The sequence below is a fragment of the Streptomyces sp. NPDC032822 genome (genome assembly GCF_055578825.1).
Map to the genome: position 1 here is coordinate 69,345 of NZ_JBVIOL010000023.1, position 20,951 is coordinate 90,295.

Annotated in this window: 18 protein-coding genes; 9 read left to right on the forward strand and 9 right to left on the reverse strand. The window is 70.7% G+C overall.

Annotated features, from left to right (window positions below):
• Positions 1-14: 14 nt before the first annotated feature.
• Both ACZ5VD_RS38505 and ACZ5VD_RS38510 read right to left on the reverse strand, forming a co-directional pair.
• A complete protein-coding gene (locus ACZ5VD_RS38505) occupies positions 15-2,276 on the reverse strand; it encodes a GmrSD restriction endonuclease domain-containing protein (protein ID WP_468685105.1) in 2,262 nt (753 codons plus the stop codon).
• A gap of 143 nt (positions 2,277-2,419) precedes the next feature.
• Positions 2,420-2,713 carry a hypothetical protein gene (locus ACZ5VD_RS38510; protein WP_468685106.1) on the reverse strand — a complete coding sequence of 98 codons (294 nt, stop codon included), beginning with the start codon at positions 2,711-2,713 and terminating at the stop codon, positions 2,420-2,422.
• A 167-nt stretch (positions 2,714-2,880) separates the two neighbouring features.
• Here ACZ5VD_RS38510 and ACZ5VD_RS38515 point away from each other — a divergent pair, with 167 nt between their 5' ends.
• The 3 genes from ACZ5VD_RS38515 (at position 2,881) to ACZ5VD_RS38525 (ending at position 6,717) form a co-directional block, all read left to right on the forward strand.
• Entirely contained in the window at positions 2,881-4,239 is a 1,359-nt protein-coding gene (locus ACZ5VD_RS38515; protein ID WP_468685108.1) for a HEAT repeat domain-containing protein, read from the forward strand.
• Between the two features lie 106 nt (positions 4,240-4,345).
• The gene (locus ACZ5VD_RS38520; RefSeq protein ID WP_468685110.1) at positions 4,346-5,017 is read left to right on the forward strand and encodes a hypothetical protein; all 672 of its coding nucleotides are present in this window, start codon (positions 4,346-4,348) and stop codon (positions 5,015-5,017) included.
• A 281-nt stretch (positions 5,018-5,298) separates the two neighbouring features.
• Positions 5,299-6,717: a DEAD/DEAH box helicase gene (locus tag ACZ5VD_RS38525; RefSeq protein ID WP_468553781.1), complete on the forward strand. Its 1,419-nt coding sequence runs from the start codon at positions 5,299-5,301 to the stop codon at positions 6,715-6,717.
• Positions 6,718-7,246: 529 nt separating this feature from the next.
• Here ACZ5VD_RS38525 and ACZ5VD_RS38530 read toward each other — a convergent pair.
• Complete coding sequence (locus tag ACZ5VD_RS38530) at positions 7,247-8,824, reverse strand: glycoside hydrolase family 32 protein (RefSeq protein WP_468685111.1); 1,578 nt, start codon at positions 8,822-8,824, stop codon at positions 7,247-7,249.
• 209 nt (positions 8,825-9,033) lie between these two features.
• Between ACZ5VD_RS38530 and ACZ5VD_RS38535 the strand changes: the two genes are divergently transcribed.
• The 4 genes from ACZ5VD_RS38535 (at position 9,034) to ACZ5VD_RS38550 (ending at position 13,773) form a co-directional block, all read left to right on the forward strand.
• Entirely contained in the window at positions 9,034-10,443 is a 1,410-nt protein-coding gene (locus ACZ5VD_RS38535; protein ID WP_468685113.1) for an ABC transporter substrate-binding protein, read from the forward strand.
• Positions 10,440-11,429 (forward strand): carbohydrate ABC transporter permease, encoded by a 990-nt coding sequence (locus tag ACZ5VD_RS38540; protein WP_468553778.1) that lies wholly within the window; start codon positions 10,440-10,442, stop codon positions 11,427-11,429. The genes ACZ5VD_RS38535 and ACZ5VD_RS38540 overlap by 4 nt, the downstream gene beginning before the upstream one ends.
• A gap of 146 nt (positions 11,430-11,575) precedes the next feature.
• On the forward strand, positions 11,576-12,355 hold the full coding sequence (locus ACZ5VD_RS38545) for a carbohydrate ABC transporter permease (protein WP_468553833.1): 780 nt from the start codon (positions 11,576-11,578) through the stop codon (positions 12,353-12,355).
• A gap of 17 nt (positions 12,356-12,372) precedes the next feature.
• Entirely contained in the window at positions 12,373-13,773 is a 1,401-nt protein-coding gene (locus ACZ5VD_RS38550) for a glycoside hydrolase family 32 protein (RefSeq protein ID WP_468685129.1), read from the forward strand.
• On the opposite strand, the gene ACZ5VD_RS38555 is transcribed toward ACZ5VD_RS38550, so the two are convergent.
• The 6 genes from ACZ5VD_RS38555 to ACZ5VD_RS38580 all read right to left on the reverse strand — a co-directional run bounded on the left by ACZ5VD_RS38555 (position 13,736) and on the right by ACZ5VD_RS38580 (position 19,313).
• Positions 13,736-14,800: a LacI family DNA-binding transcriptional regulator gene (locus ACZ5VD_RS38555; RefSeq protein ID WP_468685114.1), complete on the reverse strand. Its 1,065-nt coding sequence runs from the start codon at positions 14,798-14,800 to the stop codon at positions 13,736-13,738. The genes ACZ5VD_RS38550 and ACZ5VD_RS38555 overlap by 38 nt on opposite strands.
• A gap of 474 nt (positions 14,801-15,274) precedes the next feature.
• The gene (locus tag ACZ5VD_RS38560) at positions 15,275-15,784 is read right to left on the reverse strand and encodes an anthrone oxygenase family protein (protein ID WP_468685116.1); all 510 of its coding nucleotides are present in this window, start codon (positions 15,782-15,784) and stop codon (positions 15,275-15,277) included.
• Between the two features lie 146 nt (positions 15,785-15,930).
• A complete protein-coding gene (locus tag ACZ5VD_RS38565; RefSeq protein WP_468553775.1) occupies positions 15,931-16,599 on the reverse strand; it encodes an NAD(P)-dependent oxidoreductase in 669 nt (222 codons plus the stop codon).
• Positions 16,596-17,429 (reverse strand): NAD(P)H-binding protein, encoded by an 834-nt coding sequence (locus tag ACZ5VD_RS38570; RefSeq protein WP_468685118.1) that lies wholly within the window; start codon positions 17,427-17,429, stop codon positions 16,596-16,598. The genes ACZ5VD_RS38565 and ACZ5VD_RS38570 overlap by 4 nt, the downstream gene beginning before the upstream one ends.
• A 139-nt stretch (positions 17,430-17,568) precedes the next feature.
• Complete coding sequence (locus ACZ5VD_RS38575) at positions 17,569-18,765, reverse strand: NAD(P)/FAD-dependent oxidoreductase (protein ID WP_468553773.1); 1,197 nt, start codon at positions 18,763-18,765, stop codon at positions 17,569-17,571.
• Between the two features lie 95 nt (positions 18,766-18,860).
• The gene (locus tag ACZ5VD_RS38580) at positions 18,861-19,313 is read right to left on the reverse strand and encodes a nuclear transport factor 2 family protein (protein ID WP_468685120.1); all 453 of its coding nucleotides are present in this window, start codon (positions 19,311-19,313) and stop codon (positions 18,861-18,863) included.
• 173 nt (positions 19,314-19,486) lie between these two features.
• On the opposite strand from ACZ5VD_RS38580, the gene ACZ5VD_RS38585 reads away from it, so the two are divergent.
• Together ACZ5VD_RS38585 and ACZ5VD_RS38590 are read left to right on the forward strand one after the other, a co-directional pair.
• Positions 19,487-20,377 (forward strand): LysR family transcriptional regulator, encoded by an 891-nt coding sequence (locus ACZ5VD_RS38585; RefSeq protein WP_468553771.1) that lies wholly within the window; start codon positions 19,487-19,489, stop codon positions 20,375-20,377.
• 284 nt (positions 20,378-20,661) lie between these two features.
• Positions 20,662-20,838, forward strand: coding sequence for a hypothetical protein (locus ACZ5VD_RS38590; RefSeq protein ID WP_468553770.1), 177 nt, complete (start codon positions 20,662-20,664; stop codon positions 20,836-20,838).
• Positions 20,839-20,951 lie beyond the last annotated feature (113 nt).

The following is a 20,951-nucleotide window of genomic DNA, read 5'->3' on the forward strand; positions in this document are numbered from 1 at the left end:
CGAGGCGACGTGGCCTAGCGGATCTCGCCGGGCAGCGGGACCCGTGCCGGCTGCTTCGACCACTGTGCAGCCGGCCGTCGGCGCCGGGACTGGTTGCGGACTTCGCGCAGGGACAGCCTGCGGCCGTCGTCGGTGGTGATGTGCCAGAAGGCCATGCCGGTGCAGCGGCGAGTGCCGCACACGGTTTTCCCGGCCTCGTCCGCGCTGTTGTAGGGGTCGCCGCTGGGCAGGGTGATGACGCCGTCGGCGTCGACCGTGGCCGTATAGCGGTGACCTCTGTGGTCGGCCTCCAGCAGGGTGCCCGGGGCCAGGACGCCCTCGCGCATCATCCAGGCCAGGTCGGTGCGCAGCGGGCGACGGCCTGGTGTGGGCGCCGGTCGGGCCGGAGGGGCGGAACGTGGTGTCCGGCCGGTGGGGTGCTGGGGGGCGGGTGGGCGCAGCCCGAGGCGGTGGGGGTCCCAGATGCGCAGGCACAGGCGGCGGTACAGCTCGCCGCGGGTTTCGACGGCCTGCTTCATCGTGGCGCGGCCCAGCTCGTGGAAGTGGCGTTCGATGTCGTTGTCCGCGATGAACCCCTTCAGGGCGGGGTGGTTCCTGCGGTAGTCGGGGGCGAGGATCGCGGCCAGGGCGTTCTCCCCGGCGTACTGGTGCCGTTTGGTCGCCAGGGGCAGGTCTTTGTGGCCGGTGTCGTCGCGCTGCCGCAGCAGGACCAGGACGCCGAGGCGGGCACGCCAGGCACGGAAGGTGGCCTCGTCCGGCGCCTCGTGCGGGACATGACGTTCTGAACGGTCGGCGTAGAGGTGCTCGATCCGCCAGGTGTGCTCGGCGCCGAGGTAGCCGGTGCTGAGGTCGGTTCCGCCCAGTCCGGTTTCGACGTGCGCGGTCAGGCGGGCCAGGAGATAGCGCACTTGGGCCTTGTTGTTGCCGCGCATTCCGAACGTGGCGATCTGTTCGAAGGCGGTGTCGGGCAGTTCGGCCGAGAGCGCTTGGGCGACGTCGGCGACCGTGGCGCAGGCTCTCAGGCGGGGAATGAGGCGGTGGATGTCGTTCTGGAAGTCCCCGGCCTGGACGGGTTCGTCGTTGAGGACTCGCTCGACGTAGAGACGATCGAGGAGGTTGGCGATCAGGGCCGCCTTCTGCCTGGCCGACGTGTCGGTGTCGTGTGGCTGGATCGCCGCCAGGATCAAGGCCATCTGGCCGGTCAGGCCGTTGGTCTCGTTGTAGTAGAGCCCGGCCAGCCCCTGGTCGAAGTAGGGGCGTTTGCAGGCTTGCAGGAAGGTGCGGTGATGGGCCGCCAGCCGCAGGAGGTCCTCGACGAGGCGGAAGAAGTCGTCCGCCTGGCGCAGTCCGATGCGTTCGCGGTTTCTGCGCACCCAGATGTGCAGTGCGGCGTCGATCTGCGGCCCGTCGGCCGTGTCGGTGTCCTCGCCGAAGTCGGCGTAGCGGGCCAGCAGCGCGGCCTTGAGGAAGGTGCGGGGTGCGTCCATGTCGTCGCGGACGCCGGTGAGTTCGGCGAGCATGTGTCGCCACTGCACGTTGAGCTTCTCCTCGTCCCTGCCGACGTTCGACAGCAGGAAGCTCTTCACCAGGTCGACCGGGGTCAGTCGGGCTCCGCGGTCGTTCATCGACTCGAAGATCCGGAAGCCGCTGCCGTAGTTGGGGGCGCGGATGCCGACCATCACTACCTTCGACAGCAGCCAGTCCACGAACTGCGGACAGCGCTCGGCCTCCAGCCGGGCTTCCAGGAGGTCGGCGATCTGCCGGCTGCGTTCGCACAGGTTCCGCACCGACAGTGAGGCCTGCGGCGGCACTTCGTAGGGCCGGCCGCGGTAGAGGGCCTCCAGCACGTTCTGGCGTTCCTCGATGTCGAGACGGAACATCGGCCGGTCACCATGGCCGAAGTCGGTGATGACCCGGTCCAGTTTGCTGGCCGCGTTCCGCTGCTCCCAATCACCGGCAGCCCGGTAGAGGTGCAGGAACAGCAGGTGCAGCGTGGTGAACCGCTGCTGTCCGTCCACGAGGAACCGCTGGCTGCGGGACTGCTGGACGTACACGAACGGGCCGAGGAAGAACGCTTCCTGGTCCCTTTGGTGTGCCCTGCCCTGACGCCCCAGTGTCTCGAATTCCTCGAAGGCCGCGAAGAGGTCCTCCACCAGCGTGCGGACGTCCTCGGCCGACCACGCGTACTCCCGCTGGTAGTACTCGATGCGGTAACGGGCCTGCCCGAACAGCTCTTTGAGATCGAACGTGTCGCCCTGGATCGCACCAGCCGCCACCTCAACCACCCCCGGGCAGACGTCCGCACACCCCAACTCACTTCACAACGTAAGCATTTACCCAACGCGGACGCCCGTACAACCAACGGGAGCGCCCCACACCCGTACGAGGGGCGTTTCGAGGGGGCGTCGTTGACGGTGTGTCAGTCGGGTGGTGACGCGGTGCCGGAATCGGTCCCGTCGGTGGCCCGTCGCCCGCGGTGACGGGAGAGGAGGGTCGTCCCGGCGATCACCGCACCGGCGGCCACGACCTTGGCGGCCCCGTAGTAGGTGCCCCAGCGCTCGTCGAACGCGGTGCCGCTCAGGAACAGCCACAGCAGCGCCACCACGCCGAGGGCGGTCAGGAGCAGTCCGCCGACCGGCCCCAGGCCCGCCCACCAGGGGTCCGTACCGACGGGCGGAGTCTCCGCCTCCTGATCCTGCCGCCGTTCGCTCACGCACTCCCCATTCCCTTCCATGGCGGCTTGGCGACGCGCAGGGAAGGTCGTTGATCAACTGAGGGAAGGGACGCAGCCGTTGCTCCCGTGGTTCCCGTTCACATGGGGCGCCCGCGCGGCCGGTGGCGTTTCGGGAGAAGGGTACGAGCCGAGCCGATATCGTACGTATGTGCGACCATGGCGGCGCCGACTGGACGAGCATCGGGGGATTCATGGACGTGGACCTGGTGAAGGACCTGGGCCGTCCGGATCGGCGTATCGCGGCGGCGGACGTCCTGGCCGCGGGTGGGGCCGTGGCGGCAGGGGTGATCGTGCGTGAGTTGGCGGACGAGTCGTCAACCGTCGAATGGCGGGAGGCCGTTCCCGTACTCCGGCGGATCGGAAGCGTGGCCTTCGATCACCTGGTGCGGGGACTTCTCGACGCGCCGACCGAGAAGACGCGGGCTCGGGTCGGTTTCGCGTTCGCGCGGCTGGGAGCGGAGGCCCTCGACCGGTACACGGACGCGCTGTCGCATCCGTCGCCGTTCGTCCGCCGCCAGGCGGTGCTGGGGATCCAGCACTGCGACGGGGCGGGCCTGGCAGCGGTGCCCGCTCTGTTGCCGTTGCTCGGTGACACCGATGGCGAGGTCGCCGAGCAGGCGCAGGACACCCTGATGTTCCGCGGCGGAGGCATCGAGGAGAGCCTCGTGCCGCTCCTCCAGCGGATCCGGCGGGAGGGTCCCGGCCGACAGCGGGCACGGGCGCTGACCGTGCTCGCGACGCTCGGCGGTGAGAGCGTGCTGTCCGCCGAGGACGTGGCGGCGGTCGAGCGGCTCATCCGCGTCAAGCTCGTGGACGACCGGCCGACGGCGTTGTGGGCCTGCGGGAATCACTGGATCGCGGTGCCGAGCGGGGACCAGGCCGGGATCATCGGCGTCCTGGGACTCTCGGACCCGCGACCCGCGACCTTCGCCCTGGGCAACGACATCGTGGACCACGACGGCCACGGGGTCGAGCCGGGCGGCCATGACGGTTTCACCCGGGTCTTCGTCACCCCCGAACTCGACGGGTGGACCTTCGTGCTCGGAGCGTGGTGCGACCCCTGCGACGCTGAGCGCGGCGAGGACGTCCTGAGGCTCTGCACCGCGCTCAGCGCACGCTTCGGACGGGCTCAGGCGTACTACTACGGCGCCCAGGGCGACGGCTCCGCCTGGCTCGTCGCCGAACACGGCACGGTGATCCGGCGCTACTGCGAGACCGGCGAGGGCGAGGACGAGCTTCTGACATTGGGCGATCCTCTGCCGTTCGAGCGGCTGCGCCGCGAGGAGCTCGGCCTCCCGCCCGAATGGGACGCGGCACTGGAGTCCGAGGACGACGCGGACGAATGGAAAGGGGCCACGTTCGATCTCGCGCCGGAGATCGCCCGGGCTCTTGGTTCCAGCCCTCTCACCATCGGCCCGGACACTCCCTCCCGTGGCGCCGGCGTCATCGCCCTGACCCCGTACGCGATCGCCCATGGCGTACCGGCAGGCGCCTACCGCATCTGAGGGCCACAGACGTCAGTGGCCGGAATCCCCCGCCCTGGTGGGCAGTCGGCCGCGCGCTGGGTATTGCTCAAGCACCGGTGGAAGCGGGGGCAGGGGGGCTGGCACTGTGGCACGCCTGTCGTGGACGTCCAGCGCCGCCCCGTCACCCCGCTCACGAGAACGCTCCGCCGTACGCAGCCTGCGAGCCCAGGGCCTGTCCGGGCCCCGATTCCGCGACGTCCTGCCGGCCCTCGCCGGGGTGGTCGCGGCGGTGTGCGCGGTGGTCGCCGGACTCGCCGCGGGCTACCGCGCGGCCGGGACCGGCGTCCCGGTCGCCGGGACCGTTCTCCTGCTGCTCGCCGTCACGGTCGTGATCCGGCGCCGACGCCCGCATGCCCGCCGCCGCCGCGGCTACTACACCCCGGAGGAACTGCTTGAACTCGACACTCAGGGACTCGCGTTGGCGGTGGCACGGATGCTGCGGCGGGACGGGTGGCGCGTACGGCTGCTGCCCGCACCCGAGCGGCCACGGCTGTACGCCCGGCACGCCGACGGGCAGCAACTCGACGTGGCGTTCCGGCCGGTGGCGGAGCCGCTGCCCGACGAGGACTTACCGCACCCCCGTGCACCCCGGGGGAACGCGGAGTCGTACCGCCACCTGGTCGTGCACCGGGGGACCTTCCAGGCCCGTGACATCCGCTGGGCACAGCGCCAGGAGAACACCTGCCTGCTCGACGGCTCCGTACTCCGGCGCTGGGCCAGGGGATCCTGCCTCAGCGAACTGCTTCCTCAAGGGTGAAGGCGATCTTTCGGTGCGGGCCGCGCGACGGCAGGACAGCGACGCCTCTCCCCCGCACACCCGGCGCGGACCGGCCAATTGTGTGTCACAGCGGTGGCGGCCCGTCGTCGGGGCGCGGCTGGCACGGCCCGGGGACGGGCCGCGTCCGGGTCGGGCCGACCGGAGCGGCGGGTATCCGGGGCACACTGGTAAAATGGGGGCACGCTTCGACGCCGCCGGGGCCCGTACCAAGGGGTACGGGCCCTGATGCGTTGCGGGCGTCAGACCAAGGAAGGTTCCTCATGAACGCGAAGCCGCCAGCCCCAGGGCTCTCCCGTGCCGGCGAGCAGCAGCCGGAGACGGTGCCCGAGGGCACGCCCTCGACACCGCAGACGGGCGCCGCGGGTCTGCCTCCGGCCGCGTCCTTCGACGTCCTCGGACTGCCGCCGGAGCTGGTGCGGACGATGACCGGCCTCGGCGTGAAGGAACCTTTCCCCATCCAGGCGGCGACGCTGCCCAACGCGCTGGCCGGACGCGACGTCCTCGGCCGGGCGCGGACCGGTTCCGGCAAGACGCTGGCCTTCGGGCTCGCGATGCTCGTCCGGACGGCCGGCCGGCGAGCGGAGCCCAAGCGGCCGCTGGCACTGGTCCTGGTGCCGACCCGGGAGCTCGCTCAGCAGGTGGGCGACGCGCTGGAACCGTACGCGCAGACGATGAAGGTGCGGATGACGACGGTGGTCGGCGGCCTGTCGATCAACCGGCAGCAGGCGGCGCTGAGGGCCGGGGCCGAGGTGGTCATCGCGACGCCGGGGCGGCTGACCGACCTGGTGTCGCGCCGGGACTGCCTGCTGAACCAGGTGCGGATCACGGTGCTGGACGAGGCGGACCAGATGTGCGACCTGGGGTTCCTGCCGCAGGTCTCGGACCTCCTGGACCAGGTCCGCCCCGACGGGCAGCGACTGCTGTTCTCGGCCACCCTCGACCACAACGTCGACCAGTTGGTCCGGAACTACCTGCACGATCCGGTGCACGCGTCGGTCGACCGGATCGCGGGCTCGGTCACCACGATGGAACACCACGTGTTCACCATCCACGCCGCCGACAAGTTCGCGACGGCGACCGAGATCGCCGCTCGGGACGGCCGGGTGCTGATGTTCCTGGACACGAAGGCCGCCGTGGACCAGTTCACCCGTCACCTGCGGTACTGCGGTGTCCGGGCCGCCGCCCTGCACAGCGGGAAGTCGCAGCCCCAACGCACGCACACGCTCGGCCAGTTCAAAGACGGTGAGATCACCGTGCTGGTGGCCACCAACGTCGCCGCGCGGGGCATTCACATCGAGGCGCTCGACCTCGTCGTCAACGTCGACCCACCGGCGGACGCCAAGGACTACCTGCACCGGGGCGGGCGTACGGCACGCGCCGGGGAGTCCGGGATGGTGGTCACCCTGGTCACCCCGAACCAACGGCGCGACGTGAACCGGATGATGTCCGACGCCGGCATCCGGCCGGTCGTGACACCGGTGCGCTCGGGCGAGGAGACGCTCTCCACGATCACCGGGGCCAAGCGGGCGCCCGCCGGGACGAAGACCAGCGGCGGCAACGCTCCCTTCCGCGGCATGGGCACCCGCCCGGGCAACCCTGCCAAGGAGTCCCGCAAGACCTCCGAGGCACGCAAGCTCGCGGAGGCCCGCGCGGCGGCCCGGGTGCGCAAGGGCCGCTGACGCCGACACCGACGGCGGGACCGGCTTCGGGATCGGCTGCGGGACCGACACGACGCCGCATCGGCCTCCCGGTGCGGGAGGCCTGCCCGCCAGCGCCGCCCCGTCGGAGCCGGGCGCACCCGCCTGGAGCAGCCCAGCGCCCGGACTTCTACGCCCCCGCACCGGTGAAGGCACTGCCGGCTCACCGTCGATCGCAGCCACGCGTCAACGGACACACGAGCACGGGCAGGCGCGGACACCCTCCCGTACCCGGCCGACGAGGCTCCCGGCACACCCACCGAACTTCGCGTCGTCGTCGACCGCTCGATCGCCGAGATCTACCTCCCGGGCAGCCAAGTACCTCACCCCGGGGTTCTATCCGCTCGCGGACGGCCGTGGCGGCTCCGGGCCCACGCCACCGGTACCGGCACCACCCGCAGCGACGTCACCTGTGCCGAGGGCCGGCCCGCCTCGGTCCACGGAGCCCTGGCGCGCCGGTCGTCGGCAGCCTCTCGGCGCGCCCGGGCCACCTCCGTCGGATCTGGTCCGATCAGACCGTGAACTCCCGGATCACCACGTTCCGGAACACCGCCTGCCCGTCGATCGTGAAGAGCGCCAGTGCGGTGTCGGACGGGTCGGGGAAGGCCTCGGTCGAGTGCACGTACCGGCCGTCGCCGACGAACATCTCGACGGACGTGCGGTCGACGAGGATCCGCAGGCTGACCGTGCCGGCGGACAGGTCGAACGGCGTGCGGCTCTCCTGCCAGCGGCCGGAGGTATCAGGGCTCACGGTGTAACCGCGGTTGACGAAGGCGTAGTCGCCGTAGACCCCCGCGTCGATGTGCCGCCCGCCGTCCGACGACCGCCGCAACTGAAGGCCCGCGCCCACCAGTTGGTCCCAGGTGATCTCACAGGTCAGCTCGTACGCGGTACCCGTGTAGTCGAGCGTCCGGGTGCCGTCGACCGTGATGTCGCCGAGGTTCACCGTGCGCGACACATGGTCGTCCAGGGCCGCCACCGGCCGGGACGCCAGGTAGTACGTACCCGACGCGTGCTTCAGCCGGATCTCGCGGACGATGGAGTCGGTGCCGTTGAAGCCGTCGCACTCCATGGTGGGCGTGGTGTTCGCGTAGTCCCAGTGGTTCATCCAGCCGATCGCATACCGCACCTCGGGGTCCAGGACCCCGCTGGCGTCCCGCTTGTCGAAGGTGACGGCCGCGTACCAGTCCCAACCGTGGTCCAGCCACTGGGGATCGGACGCGTCGGCGGTGAAGGCCGTACCGTCGAAGGAACCCGTCCAGTACGCGAACGTGCTCGGCAGTCCGGAGCCCTTGCCGTTGGCGCTGACGCCCAGCACCCATTTCCAGGTCCCGTCGTCCGCCCTGATCCGGAACAGGTCGGGGCACTCCAGGACACCGATGCCGCCCTTGATGAAGCCGCCGACGTACGTCCACGCCTTGAGGTCGGCGGAGTGGTAGAAGCCGACCTTGTCGTTCTCGGCGAGCAGCATCACCCACCGCTCGTGCTCCTCGTCGCGGATCACCTTGGGGTCGCGGAAGTCCCGTACGCCGGGGTTGGGGAGGACCGGGGCGGTGCCGTGGTTCGTGAAGGTGCGGCCGCCGTCCGTCGAGTAGTACAGGTACTGGGCCTGGGTGACGTCGTCGGGCGCCATGGTGGCGAGGACGATCACCGCGCCCGCGCCGAAGCCCGCGGTGTTGCCGGTGTCGATCACGGCCGAGCCGGACCAGACATCGCCGTTGGGGGTCGTGTCCTTCGGCACGGCGATGCCCCGGTCGGTGAAGGAGACCAGGTCGGTGCTGGTGGCCAGGCGCCAGGCGGTGCCGGCCGTCGTGCCGCGCGTCGAGTAGTCGGGGTTGTAGAGGTAGTAGTAGTGGTACTCGCCGTCGATCCAGACCGGGCGCTGCGGGTCGTTCATCCACTGGTCGGGGACCGTGAAGTGGTACTCGGCGCGGTAGCTGCCCGAGCACGCGGCCGTCGCCTGGCGGGGCACCGCCGCCGCCGGTCTCACGAGGTCCGGCAGCAGGACACCGGCGGCGCCGACGGCCGAGACCGTCAGCAGTGACCGCCTGGACAGGGTCTCCCCCGGGCCGAGCGAACTCCTCTTCATGCCACGCATCGTGCGGCTCCCTTCCCCGACATCGTCGTCGGGACACGGCTCTTGTGGAGCGGAACCGTATACCTAACTCGTTAAAGGTCAAGTCTTCGCGCACCGGCCGATTCGGTAACCTCCCATCCGCGCAGATCCCTTGACAGAGCCTCAGCGGGGTTCTCATCATCGTGGAATCCAACTTCGGCTAACACGAGTTAGGCTCGCCGATGACCGACTCGCTCCTCTCCCGACGGGCCCTGATGCGCTACGGCGCGTACGGCGCCGGAGCCGCCGCTCTGGCCGGTGTCGCGGCCGAATGGGACCGCCTCACCGCCACCGACATCCCCGGCCGCGACGACGGCTCGCTCGTCATCGCCACCCTGGGCTCCGCCTTCAACCCCGAGGCGCAGCGCGCCCTGCGCGACGGGTTCCGCGAGGTCCACCCCGACATCAGGATCCGCATCAACCCCGTACAGGCCTACGACTGGTCGGACTTCTTCTCCAAGATCCTCACCCAGATCGCCGCGGGCACGGCACCCGACCTCGTGTACGTCGCCACCGAGGGCGTGCAGCTCTTCGCCCAGCGGCTCGGCGTACCGCTGGACCGGTGGGCGAAGCGGGACGCGGCCGAGCTGCGCACGTACTTCGCCGACGTCCATCCCTCGCTGGTCGAGTCGATGATGTACGAGGGGAGCCTCCACCAACTGCCGGTCGAGTTCAACGCGGCCGACATGTACCTCAACAGCCGGGTCCTCGAACGCGCGGGTGCCGACCTCCCCGACGACGACTGGACCCACGACGACTTCACCACGCTGCTGCGAGCGATGAAACGCAGCAACGGCGACCGGTTCACCCCGTACTTCTGGACCAACCGACTGTGGGGCGGAGTGGTCCCCTGGCTCTTCGCCAACGACACCAACCTCCTCACCGAGTCCAAGGCCCCCGGCGGCGACTGGCTCTGGAACTCCTTCTATCCCGAGGCACAGCGGCGCGGTCGAGGCGGCGGCTACCGGTGGACGACACCCCTGGCCGACTCCGACCGCGTCGCGGAGGTCTACGACTACCTCTCCTCCCTCATCGAGGAGGGCCTGTGCACCCGGCCGGAGGGCGGCGACGGCCGCAACCTCGTCGGTGTCTTCTCCACCGGCCGCGTCGGTGTCACGCCCGCGGGCGGCTTCTGGGCGGGCGGTCTGCATGAGGCGGGCATGAAACCGGCCGACTACGACGTGCGGTACTTCCCGCGCCGGCGTACCCGCCGTCACCAGTTCGGCGCCGCCGGGTACGCGATGCTGCGCACGTCGAAGATGCGCGACGAGGCCTGGGAGTTCATCAAGTACACCGCCCGCAAGGACGTGATGACCCAGCTCTTCGCGGCCAACCAGACCACTCCGGCCCGCCGCTCCATGGTCGACGAGGCCCGCTACCGGAAGACGGGACCGGCCCACTGGCAGGTCTTCTACGACACCCTCGACAAGATCCCCACCACCGGCCCGATCCCGGCCCCGCCGCAGGTCAACGAAGTCGAGCAACTGCTGATCAAACACACCGGAACCGCCCTCGCGAGCCCCGGCGCGGTGCGTCCCGCGCTGCGCCGGCTGCAGGGGGACCTGGAGAAGGCCATGGAGCGTGAAGTGTGACGAACACCGAGATCAGGCCCGTGGGGCCGGAACCCGCCCGCACCCGCAGGAACCGCAAGGCCGGTCGGACCCGTAAGGCATCCGAGTCCACGTCCACGGCCACCACCATCCGCACCCGGGGCACCCGCCTGCTCGCCGTACTGTTCCTCGCGCCCACCGTCGTCGGCATCGTCGTCTTCACGGTCGTACCGATCGTCGGCTCGGTCGTCCTCAGCCTCTTCCAGTGGGACGTGATCGACGACCCGCGGTGGGCCGGAGCGGCCAACTACCGGGAGATCCTGACCGATTCGACGGTCCTCGTCTCCTTCCGCAACACGCTCGTCTTCATGGTGCTGGCGGTCGCACTCCAGTTGCTGATCGCGCTCGTGCTGGCGATCGCGGTGAACGGCCGGATGCCCAAGTGGCTGCGGTCCGTGTTCCGTTCGGCGTTCTTCTTCCCGCTGGTGCTGTCCGCCGCGTCCATCTCGGTGGTGATGAAGTACCTGTTCAACCAAGACTTCGGCCCCGTGAACTGGCTGCTCGGCACGGTCGGTATCCCCTCGGTCCCCTGGCTGACCTCGGAGAACGGGGCGATGGCGGCCGTGGTCCTGGCGTACGTCTGGCAGCAGTTCGGCTTCTCGTTCCTGCTGTTCGTCGGCGGCCTGAACACCATCCCGAAAGAGGTGCACGAGGCGGCCTCGCTGGACGGCGCGAGCGGGGTGCGCAAGCACCTCGCCATCACCCTGCCGCTGCTGTCGCCCACGCTCCTTGTGGCGTCCGTGGTCGGCATCATCAACGCCCTCCAGGTCTTCGAGCAGCCGTACGTCCTCACGGCGGGCGGTCCCGGCGACTCGACGCGCACGGTCGTGATGGTCATCTACGAGACGGCCTTCGAGCAGCTCCGCTTCGGCGAGGCGTCCGCCGTGGGCGTCCTGCTCTTCGCCCTGATCATGGCGGTCACCGCACTCCAGTTCCGGCTCAGCCGGCGTTACGTCCACTACCAGTGAGCCGGGTGAGTCACATGAGCACGAGTTCCCTCTCGGGTACGACATCGGGTCCGGTATCGGGTTCGAAGCCCGGTCCCCGCACGAGCCCGACCGCGTCCCGCGTACGGCACGGTCTGGCGCCCTGGGGCCGGATCGCGGGCCTGGCGCTGTGCGCCCTGTTGACGCTCGGCCCGGTCATCTGGACGGTGTCGACGTCACTGCGCACGCCGGCGGAGTCCTTCGACCTGCCGCCGAAGATCATCCCCACGGACCCCACCGTCGACGCCTACCGCGGGGTCTTCGACCAGATCGACGTCTGGCTGTACGCACTGAACTCCACCCTGGTGACCGGGCTGATCGCGGTCGGCCAGATGATCACCGCGGGCCTGGCGGGCTATGCCTTCGCCCGCCTCGAATTCCGCTTCAAGAAGGCGCTGTTCGCGCTGGTCCTGGCCACGATGATGGTGCCGTTGCAGGTCACGATGGTCCCGGTCTTCCTGGAACTGAAGACGATGGGTCTGACCGACACCCTGCTCGGCCTCATCGTCCCGGCCTTCCCGACGGCCTTCGGCACCTTCCTGATGCGCCAGTACTTCATGGGCATGCCGAAGGACCTGGGCGAGGCGGCGATGATCGACGGCGCGGGTCCGTGGCGCGTCTTCCGGTCGGTGTACGCCCCCTTGGCGGCCCCCGGTCTCGCCATCGTCGGCGTGCTGGCCTTCAACTACCACTGGAACGAGTTCTTCCGGCCGCTGATCCTCGAAACCTCCACCGAGAACCTCACGCTGCCCCTGGGCCTGGTCTCCCTCCAGGGCAACCTCGGCACCGGCTCGATCTCCGTGGTCCTCGCCGGAGTCGTCCTCTCCATGATCCCCGCCGTCGCCGTTTTCGTCGTCGGCCAGCGCCCTCTGCGCGAGGGCATCACATCCGCAGGAGTCAATCGTTGAGTTCCGTGAGCCGGTCGCTGGTGGAAGAGACCGACGCCGACAGCCCGCGTTTCCGGGTCCGCCCGCCGGCCAACTGGATGAACGACCCGAACGGCCCGTTCCGCTGGGGCGATCGATATCACCTCTTCTACCAGTACAACCCCGACGCCCCCGTGCACGCGAACGTGCACTGGGGCCACGCCTCCAGTCCCGATCTCGCCCGCTGGGACGACCACGGGATCGCCCTGCGCCCCACGCCCGACGGCCCGGACGAGGCGGGCTGCTGGTCCGGCTGCGTGGTGGACGACGGTGGTGTACCGACAGCGGTGTACTCCGGGATCGACCACGGCCACCAGGGACTGAGCGCGATCTGTCTCGCCGTGGCCGAGGACGACGGCCTCCGGAGGTGGAAGCAACTGCCGGTGCCGGTGGTCGCCGGCCCGCCACCCGGCCTGGACGTGACGATGTTCCGGGACCCCTTCGTCTTCCGCTTCGCCGGACGCCGCTGGGCGCTGATGGGCGCCGGCCACGCCGACGGCACCCCGTCCGTCCTGGTGTACGACTGTGAGGACCTGTACGACTGGCGGTTCGCCGGGGTCCTGCTGGACGGCCGGGACCCGGCGGCGGCCCGCGCCTTCGGCGATCGGGCGATCGGCTGGGAGTGCCCGCAGTTGTGGGCGACCCCCGGGGGCGACTGGGTCCTGGCGGTGGCCCTGTGGGACGGCGACCCGCTGAGCACGGCTTACCTGACGGGACGTCTGATCGAGCCAGGCAAAGGGGAGTTGAGGTTCACGGCGGGAACGGGCGGCGGCCCCCTGGACCTCGGACGCGACTTCTACGCCCCCTCCGTCCTCCAGGACACGGAGTCCGGCCGCGCCCTGCTCTGGGGCTGGTCCTGGGAGTCACGCCCGCCCGAGGAGGTGGACCGCGCGGGCTGGTCCGGCGTCCTCACGGCACCCCGGGTGATGGACACCCACGAGGACGGCACGCTACGGGTCGTACCGGCTCCGGAACTCGAACTCCTGCGAGCGGCCGTCCCGTTCACGGCCGCACCGGGACCGCACCGGCCACTCCCCCTCGCGTACGACCTGCTGGTGACCGCCCGTTCGGCGGCGACGTTGAGTCTGCTGCGGGCCGCGTCCGGGGCCGAACTGACCGTGCGGCTCGACCCGGCGTCCGGCACGGTGACCCTGGACCGCACGGCCTGGCCACGCTCCCGCCCGGACGGCACGGCCCCCCTGGTCCTGCCGACCCCGCCGGGCGAGACCCTCACCGTACGGATCCTCGTGGACGGCTCCCTGCTGGAACTGTTCGCGGGTGACCGGGCGACGGCCACGGAACGGGTGTACCGACGCGGCGACGACATCGCGGAGCTGACCGTGTCGGGGGCGGACGTCGAGGTCACGGGCTGGGAGCTGGTGCCACCGAACCCCGCGTGACGACGGGGCACTCCAGCCGCCGGGTGGTGACCGGCGGCGCGGTCCCGCTGTCGATGGCGTCCAGGAGCAGGCGGACGGCCGTCTCTCCCATCGCGCGATGGGGCAGGGCGACCGTGGTGAGGGGCGGGCTGAGGAAAGCCGCCATGTGTTCCTGGTCGTCGTAGCCGACGACGGACAGCTCGGCGGGCACGTCGAGGCCCAGGCGCGCGGCGGCGTGGAGGACACCGGCGGCGACCCGGTCGTTGTAACAGACGATCCCCGTGGGCCGCCGGTGGGCGGGAACACCCTCCAGCAGCCGCAGCGCTCCCTCGTACCCGGCGGAGATCTCCCCTCCCGTCCGCACGATCCGGCCCTTCTCGGGGGTCAGCCCCACCGTCCGCAGCGCGTCCCGGAAGCCGCGCAGCCGTTCCGCTGTCGCGATGTCGTCCAGACCGCCCACCAGGGCGACCCGGCGGTGGCCCGCGTCGAGAAGGACGCGCGCGGCGCTGCGGCCACCGGCCCGCTCGGCGGGGATGACGGCCGGGAGGGAGCCGTCCTCGGGGAGGCAGTTGGCGAGCACGGCGTACGTGCGGTGCAGCCCTTCCGGGACCCGGGCGCGGCGCAACGACAGCGCGGCGTAGATGATCCCGTCGACCCTGCGGTCGAGGAGTTCGGCGACAGCCGCGTCTTCGGCGACCGGGTCCTGCCCGGAGTCGACGGTGAGCACCAGGTGCTCGCTGCTCCACGCCATGTCCATGGCCCCGCGCAGCAGCCTCCCGGCGAACGGCGAGGTGGCGATCTCGTCCGTGACCAGACCGATCACGGCGGTACGGCTCCGGCGCAGGCCACGGGCGACCGCGTTCGGCCGGTAGCCGAGCTGTTCGGCCGCCTTGCGGATCCTCTCCTGCGTCTCGGCGGAGAGGTTGCCCTGGGCACGCCCGTTGAAGACGAAGGACACGGCCGTGTGCGACACCCCGGCAAGCCGGGCGACATCCCGCGACGTCGCCCGCTCGGCCCCGCCACCTCGCGCCTTCTCGACCCCGCCCATGCCTCATCCCCGCCGACTTCGCCTGATCAGGCGAAGCCTACCCGCGGGAGCTCTCGCGGAGCCCGCCGCCGCGGACCGAAGGGGGACACCGCGTCGGAGCAGCCCCTCACCTCCGCACGTCGAGGGAGGGGCGGGTCGCCGGGCGACCGTGGACGTCCGGCCGCCGTCCGTCGCGGCTGCCGGCACGCTGCGCCGAGACCCGGCCTCGACCGCCCCCGACCACCGCCGAGGGCTCACTGCGAGGCCGCTTCCCCTCGGGGCCGTTTCCTCGGCACAGACCAACCTGGCGTCGAACTCGCGAGCAGCGGGTTCGGTCCGTTGAAGTTGAGAGGGAGTTGGCGGTCCGACACTTCACGAGGAACGTTTCCTGGTCAGATGCGGCGGGTCCTTCGGCAGGTCGTCGGTCTTCACCTGGAGTGCGGTCGCGCGGGAGCCCAACTCTGTCTTCACACACCGGCGTTGGACGCCCTCACCTCATGCGCGCACCCGATCCCTCCGCGCCGAGGTGTTCGGCGGCGAGGTTGAACGACGTGTGGAAGGCAACGGCGCTGCAAAGGCGAGGACCGCGAAGGCGAGGACCGCGGCCATCGTCCGGACAGCGTGGGCGACCTGCCAACGGTCGCGTACGTCGGCCCAGTTGGCGGGCGGGGACTGGGCGTTCCAGTGGAGCTGGTCGGAGTTGATGGGCAGGTTGACGATGAGTGTGAGGCCGAGAACGAGGACCAGGAGAGCTAGTGCGGCCACGGTCGACCATCGGGTGTCCGTTCGGTAGCTCTGGTAAACGAGTACCGCGGTGGCGATCAGCGCCGGCAGGAGTGTGGCGACGGCGAGTTTGTCGAGGGAGTCGAGTTCGACCAGCCGGACCTGGGTGTAGACGGTGCTGTCGAAGCCGCGGAGCGAGAGTTCCAGGACCAGGACCGCGGTGAGGAATCCGGCGAACAGCCCCGCGCATACGAGGCTGACGAAACGGGCGTACTCCGTCATGATCACGTCCTTTCGTGAGGGGTGACCCGGGCCGCGAAGGAGCGGGCGGGAAAGCCGAGGCATCCGCTTGACCTTGTTGGTGACCGTCGCGGGTCGCCGCCCGCTTCCTCACCCGCCGCCCGGGTCGTGTGCGTGGCCGGTGTGCGTCAGTTCGCGATTCCGACGACCTGCTCGATGGTGTCCGGCCGGTTCACCATGGCGAGCATGTGGTGGGCGACGTCGGCGCGTGACACGGAGAACCCGCCTCGGATGTTGCGGTTCCACGCGGTCCGGTACCTGCCGGTAAGCGGCTTGTCAGTGAGCTTGGGCGGGCGCGACACCGTCCATTCCAGTCCGCTGTCGCGCAGGGTCTGCTCGGTGACGGCGAGGTCGGCGTAGTGCCGGCCGAACATCGTCCGGGTCAGCGGGACGCCCAGGTAGCGCATGAAGAAGCCGTCGCCGGGATCGTGTCTGGGTGGCGTCGGCCGGCCAGGCACGGGCACCGGTCCGACGGGTGCGGCGCTGACGATGACGATGCGCCCGACGTGCTCGGCATGCATCGCCGCGACGATCGCACGGGTGCCACGCGAGGTGATGCCCGCGTCCGTGCGCGGGTTTCGCGGGCCGAGCGCGGACAGTACGGCGTCGGCGCCACGGACCGCCGCGGCGAGCGTCGGCATGTCGGGGCGGGTGAGGTCGACGGCGACCGTCCGGACGCCGCCCGGCAGTTCACGTGGGCGGCGGGCCACGGCGGTGACGTCATGCCCGCCGGACACCGCCTGCTCGACCAGGTGCCGTCCGATGCCACCGGTGGCGGCCACGATCGTGAGTTTCATCGGGGTCCTCCCGCGGTGAAGGCGGCACGGTGGTCCTGCGCCCAGGTGGCGTACGTGCGTGCCGGGCGGCCCAGCAGCCGCCGTACGGTGTCGCTGGTGGGCCCGGCCTCGCGGGCGTAGTCGGCCAGCGAACCGAGCAGCCGGTCGGGTACCTCGTCGGGCAGGCCGGCGGCGAGCATGCCGCGGCGGATCTCGTCCGGTGCGGCCTCGACGAACGACAGTGTCCGGTCGAGTGCCGCGCCGAGCGCGGCGACCTTCTCCGGCTGGCTCAGCGACTGCTCGCCGGTGAGCAGATACGTCTGACCGCTGTGCCGCGGGTCGGTGAGGGCGAGGGCGGCCACGGCGGCGATGTCACGCTCGTCGACGGTCGAGGTCCTCGCGTGCGGGTACGCCCCGCGCACGGTTCCGGTCGCCTGGATCTGCCCGGCCCAAGCCAGGGTGTTGGCGGCGAAATCGGCGCAGCGCAGGATCGTCCAGTCCAGGCCGCTCTCCTTGGCGATGTCCTCGACCGCGTGGAACCGCTGCCGGAAGCGTGCGTGGCCGGCCGGGTACTGCACGGTCACGGCGGACAGCACGACCACCCTTGCCGCGCCCGTCTCGCGGGCGCGGGCCAACAGGTCGACGGCGGCGGATCCGGCGGCCCGCGGGCTGAGCAGGACGGCCTCCACGCCGTCGACGGTGGGAACCTTCGCGGGGTGGACGAGCTGTGTACCCGCGGGGAAATCGGCGTGCGGGGCGCGGGTGACAGCGGCGACCTTCGCTCCGCCCTCCATCAGGAGGCGGACGGTTTCCCGGCCGACGACGCCGGTGGCCCCGGTGATCAGGATCATGACTGAACCCCCAGTAGGTGTGTCGACAGTCGGTCTTGCGCGGTGGATGATCTCGGTTCGTGTCGCGGGAAGACGTCACGGGCGAGCCGTGCGCCAGGACCGTCGGCATACGGCCTCATGCCGGCCGCCGGTGCGTGGTTCAGGCGGACTGTTCGGCGGTGGCCGCCGTCTCGCGGCGCTGGGCCCGCAGCAGTCGGCGGCCCTGTTCGCCCTTGGCCCAGGTGTGTGAGCCCGGCTTGCGGGCCTCGTTCACCAGCTGCTTGATGGTGTGCTTGCACACGAACTCCTTCACCTTCGCGCCTGTCCGGCCGCCGAGGTGGAGACGCTTGGCGGTGTCGTCCTTGTGGGCGAACTGGAACAGGCCCGCGCGGCGCCCCAGGCTGATGCACTGGCCGGCGAACCCCAGGTCGATCGGTGCGGGTCGCTCGCTCTCGATACGGCTGAGCACCGTGTCGGCGGCATGTGCGCCCAGCGGGCCGGCGGCCTGGCAGCTCATCCGGAACGGCATGTCCGACGGTGCCGCCGAGTCCCCGGCGGCGACGATCCGCTCGTCGTCGACGCTCGTCAGGGTCTCGTCGGTGAGCAGGCGGCCCAGGGCGTCGGTGGTGAGCCCGCTGCGGGCGGCCAGGTCCGGCACGCCGAACCCTGCGGTCCAGACGGTGACCTCGCTCGACAGCTCACGGCCGTCGCCGAGGCGCACGGTGTCGCCGGTCACGTCCGTGACCTTCGTGCCGGGGCCCTGCAGCACGGTCACACCGAGGCGCTCCAGCCGCTCGGCGAGCGAGCGGCGGCCGTTCGGGTGCAGATAGGGCCCGAGCAGCCCGCCGCAGACCAGGGTCACGGTGCGGCCCGTCTCCGCCAGTTCGGCGGCGGTCTCGATACCGGTCGGCCCGGCGCCGACAACCGTCACCGGGGCCGTGGCGGGAGCGGCGTCGAGCACCGACCGCAGCCGCTGCGCCTCCTCGAACGTGGCGATCGGGTGGGCGAACTCGGCGGCTCCGGGCACGCCCGGGTCGGCGCTGCCGCTGCCCACCGCGTAGATCAGGTAGTCGTAGCCGACCGTGTCGCCGCTCGCCAGCTCCACCCCGCGTCCCGTCGCGTCGATCCGGGTCACGGTGTCGACCACCAGCCGGACGCGCTCGCCCAGGATCTTCCGGTAGTCGTTGACGGCCTCGTGCGTCCCGCCGGCCAGTTGGTGCAGCCGGATCCGCTCGACGAAGTCCGGACGGCTGTTGATCAGCGTCACGGTCAGATCGTCGCGCCGCGTCAGCCGGTTGGCCGCCATGACCCCGGCGTAACCGCCGCCGATGACGACGACTTCGGTGTTCTCAGCCATGGTTTCTCTCCTCCGTTTTCGGAAATTGGCACGCCGGATGTCGACTTGGCGCGCAGGATGTCTCCTTGGCACGCCGTGGCGGCGTGCAGGACGGATCAGCTGAGGCCGAGGCGCTCCGGCGCCGATCCGCGGAGCGGGGTGGAGTCCAGGTAACGGACCTCGTAGACGCGTTCCCCGAACTTCCAGCCGTCGGCAGTGCGCTCATAACGGTCGTGGTACAAGGCGTAGTTCAGGTGCGAGCCGCCGTCGCGCATCCGCCCGAACTCCTCGATGTACGCCCGGCCGGTAGCGGTGTCGCCGTCCAGCCGGATGACGCCCGGGTGGACGTTCTGCACGAAGAACTCCCAGAGCGACTGGCCCCACTCGATCCCCGCGCGGATCTCCTCTCGGCCGACGAACTCCTTGTCGATGTGCGGCCAGCGCATGGCGCCCTCGGGCGTGAACAGCGAGGCGGCGCGGTCGAAGTGACGCATCATCACCGCGTCCGTGATCTCGGCTCGCAGCGCCTCTATCTCGACGCGATCGGCGATGGCCCGCATGTCGCCCATCGGTTCCCTCCCCCTTCATGGGTGCGTCAGGCGGGTGCCGCCTGTCCGGTGGTGATGGATCCAGCATCCAGCGGGCGGGACAGCGGAACAATGTAAGGTTCCTTGGGCTATTCATAACGTGGCGGTTATGCACGGATGCGGGTTGTGGAGGGGACTGCGGATGGGGGCCGTGCATGGAGCTGCGTGACATCGAGATCTTCCTGACCCTGGCCGAGGAGCTGCACTTCGGCCGCACCGCGGAGCGGCTTCACGTGTCCCAGGCCCGGGTCAGTCAGGCCATCGCCAAGCAGGAACGGCGCCTCGGCGTCGTCCTGTTCGACCGCACCAGCCGACGCGTCGCCCTGACCCCGGTCGGCCGGCGTCTGCGCGAGGACCTCCAGCAGGGCGTCGACCTTCTCCGGGAAGGGCTCGCCCGCGCCGAAGCGGCCGGCACGGGGACGGGGCAGGCCCTGCATCTGGGTGTGTTCGGCCATGCCGGCCACGAACTGCGCCCCCTCATCGAGGCCTTCCGCTCCCGCCACCCCGGCAGCGATGTCCAGTTCGGCGAGATCAACGGCTGCGACCCGTTCGGCGCGCTGCGCTCCGGAGAGCACGACGCGCACGTGCTATGGCTTCCCGTGGCCGAACCGGACCTCACCGTCGGCCCGACCGTGCTGACCGGAGGCCGCGTGCTCGCCGTTGCGGCGGACCATCCCCTCGCCGAGCGCGGCACCGCCTCACTGGAAGATCTCGGCGACAACCATGTCGTCGACTTCGGCCCCGACGCCCCCGAGTACTGGGTCACGACCATGGTCCCCACACGCACGCCGCTCGGCCGCCGTATCCCGCGCGGGCCCGTCGCACGGACCTTCCACGAGATCCTCTCCCTGGTCGCCTCCGGACAGTGCGTCCACCCGCTGGGCGAGATCGCCGCCCGCTACAACAGTCCCCCCGGCATCGTCTTCCTCCCCGTTCACGACGCCCCCACCATCCACTTCGCTCTCACGTGGCGATCGACCGCCGACGGCCCCGCCCTCCGCGCACTGGCCCAGACCGCCGCGGACCTCGGTCCCATCTCCCTGTGACAACCGATGACGGGCAGTTGATCGGGGGGCGCGCCAGCCCGTCGGTCCGACCGGAGTCGGCGTCGGCCCGGCCCCGTTCCCGAACCAACGAGCAGCGGATCCATTCCGTCCAGGCGAAGTTGACGCCCCGACACCCGAGAACGGACGTGTGCGCCGGTCAGAAACCCGTACAGGTAGGGCGGGTGGGGCTCTGACCCACGGCCGGCGGAGGATGAGCCCTTTGAGGATCTTGGCGACCCCTGCCGATCAAAGCTCATCCATGGGGGCAGAGCCTTCTACGACCGATGTCGTTGGCCAAGATGCCCCTCCTCCAGCCGCGCCGGCACCGCGCCGGGCGTCAGCTCCCCGCCGGTCATGCGGTGCGCCAGGCCGATGTGGTCGCCCCGGTCAGCCGACGCCGTATCACCGCGGTCATCGCCCAGTACACCCGCGACTGCGAACTGCGGGGCAGACGCCCGTAGTAGGTTCCATTTCTCAGGTATCCGTAAGAGCGCGGTCCCCAACGACGCTCTAAGCCTGGCCTCAGGTTGATCGGAGACAATGAGCCGCAAAAACATCGACTGGAAGGGGGCGG